Annotated in this window: 2 protein-coding genes; both read left to right on the forward strand. The window is 61.2% G+C overall.

Annotated features, from left to right (window positions below):
- The coding region (locus ACIQ2A_RS25910) for a methyl-accepting chemotaxis protein (protein WP_398484954.1) at nucleotides 1-473 on the forward strand (473 nt) is incomplete at its 5' end.
- 273 nt (nucleotides 474-746) lie between these two features.
- Complete coding sequence (locus ACIQ2A_RS25915) at nucleotides 747-2,438, forward strand: methyl-accepting chemotaxis protein (RefSeq protein ID WP_398484956.1); 1,692 nt, start codon at nucleotides 747-749, stop codon at nucleotides 2,436-2,438.
- Nucleotides 2,439-2,684 lie beyond the last annotated feature (246 nt).

The raw sequence follows: 2,684 nt of genomic DNA on the forward strand, positions 1-2,684 counted from the left end.
GCCAGACCAATCTGCTGGCGCTTAATGCGACGATCGAGGCCGCGCGCGCGGGCGATGCCGGTCGCGGCTTTGCCGTCGTGGCCGCTGAAGTGAAAGCGCTGGCCGAACAGACGGCAAAGGCCACCGGGGAAATCAGCGCACAGATCGCGAGCATCCAGACGGCCACCGACGAATCGGTTTCGGCGATCCAGGAGATCGGCACCACCATCGGCCAGATGTCGGAGATCGCCTCGACCATCGCGTCAGCGGTCGAACAGCAGGGCGCAGCCACGCAGGAGATCGCCCGCAATGTTCAGCAGGCGGCGCATGGCACCCGCGAAGTCTCGTCGAACATTGTCGATGTCCAGCGCGGCGCCAGCGAGACTGGCACCGCATCATCGCAGGTGCTGTCGGCGGCGCAGTCTTTGTCGTCGGAAAGCGGCCGGCTCAAGCAGCAGGTGGGTCGCTTCCTGGATACGGTGCGCGCAGCCTGATCATCAATATTCAGATCAGGGCCGGCGTCACAACGCCGGCCCTTTTTCTTTGAGTTTCTCAATCGATTGCGCAGGCCGGAACGCAACGGCGAGTGCGCACAACTCCACTTGTTTTTAACTTTCTACCGTCAAGGTAGCAGGCGCAGAAAGTGAAATTCTGACGCCAATCCGCCCATGACGTCGGCAGTCGATGCTGCTTCTTCGCGGAAACAAAAAAATCCAGCTTTGTCATTGTGCTCAGCCAACGGTCGAAAACCGAGGGATAGGATAGTTATGCTCGCGAGCTTCTCCATTCGTGCCAAGATCACGACCGTCATCGCGTTCCTGCTCATTGCCATGACCGGCATGGGTCTTCTGGCCGTCAGCAAAATGCAGATGATCAATACCAACTCGTCGGAGATCCAGAAGAACTGGCTGCCGAGCATTCGTGTATTGGGCGGTCTGCGCGCGAGCACCATCGACTATCGCAATCTTGTCCGCGCTCACATCCTGGCCGCCAATGCCGAGCAGATGGGCAAGACCGAAACGGGCATCGACGTCATCGTCAAGCGCGTGGGCGAAGAGCGTGCCACCTATGACAGGCTGGTTTCCTCGCCTGAAGAGCGCGCTATTTTCAATGAATGGGCGAAGGAGTGGGACAATTATCTGACGCGCAGCAAGGAAGTCTTCGCGCTCAATCGCAAGAATCTCGGCAAGTCCAGTCAGGAAGCGCACGAGCTGAACCTGAATGTGATCAATCCGCTCGGGTCCAAGGCTGATTTTGCTCTCCGCAAGGCCATCGAATTCAACGACAAGGGCGCTGCTGCTTCTGGCGAGAAGGCTGTCGATAGCTACAACTCGGCGTTCCTGATGGTCATGACCATCATCGGCCTTTCCGCGGTCATTGGTATTGCCGTCGGCATCTATCTGGTGCGTGACGTGTCGTCGGGTATCGCCTCCATCGTGAAGCCGATGCAGGCACTCGGCACCGGCGATCTCACCGCGCATGTGCCGCACCAGGGCGAGAAGACCGAAATCGGCGCGATGGCCGATACGCTGCAGGTGTTCAAACAGGCGCTGATCGACAAGCGTGCGGCAGACGAAGCGGCGTCCATCGATGCCGAAGCCAAGATCGAGCGTGGTCGTCGTGTCGATGGCATCACGCGTAATTTCGAGGCGATGATCGGCGAGATCGTCGAAACCGTGTCGTCAGCATCGACCGAACTCGAGGCGTCGGCCACCACGCTCACCGCCACGGCGGAACGTTCGCAGGAACTGACCACCACCGTCGCCGCCGCGTCCGAACAGGCTTCCACCAATGTGCAGTCGGTTGCGTCGGCAACCGAGGAAATGGCGTCGTCGGTCAACGAGATCAGCCGTCGGGTGCAGGAATCCGCCAATATCGCCAATCAGGCCGTGGATCAGGCGCGCAAGACCAATGATCGTGTCAGCGAGCTCGCCAGCGCCGCCGCCCGTATCGGTGACGTGGTCGAGCTGATCAACAACATCGCCGGCCAGACCAATTTGCTGGCGCTGAACGCGACCATCGAGGCGGCACGTGCAGGCGAAGCGGGCCGCGGCTTCGCGGTGGTCGCTTCCGAAGTGAAGGCGCTGGCCGAGCAGACCGCCAAGGCGACCGGAGAAATCTCGACCCAGATCTCCGGTATCCAGGCGGCGACGCAGGAATCCGTCGGCGCCATCAAGGAGATCGGCGACACCATCGGCCGTATGTCCGAGATCGCATCCACCATCGCGTCCGCGGTGGAAGAGCAGGGGGCCGCGACGCAGGAGATCTCGCGCAACGTCCAGCAGGCTGCTCAGGGCACCCTGCAGGTGTCGTCGAACATCACCGACGTCCAGCGCGGTGCCAGCGAGACCGGTTCAGCCTCGACGCAGGTCCTGTCCGCAGCGCAATCGCTGTCGTCGGACTCGACGCGGCTGAAGGATGAAGTCGGCAAGTTCCTGAACGCGGTACGCGCGGCTTAAAGCGTTCCTCTTCCTTCTCCCCTTATGGGAGAAGGTGGCTTCGCGAAGCGAAGACGGATGAGGGGTACGGCTAGGCTCCGAGCTTGTGGCTACCCCTCACCCGTCTCGAACGCTCCGCATTCGATCCACCCTCTCCCACAAGGGGAGAGGGAAGGATTGCCTATCTCACGCTCGACGTCACCAGTCCCGCGATATCCATATAGGTCCGCACCAGCGGCGCCACGACGCGATGAGCGGCCGTCTTCG

The organism is Tardiphaga sp., from assembly GCF_044336785.1.
Lineage (GTDB): Bacteria > Pseudomonadota > Alphaproteobacteria > Rhizobiales > Xanthobacteraceae > Tardiphaga.

Coding starts and splice junctions, on each gene's coding strand:
- ACIQ2A_RS25915 (WP_398484956.1), top strand. CDS start 747: ATGCTCGCGAGCTTCTCCATTCGTGCCAAGATCACGACCGTCATCGCG.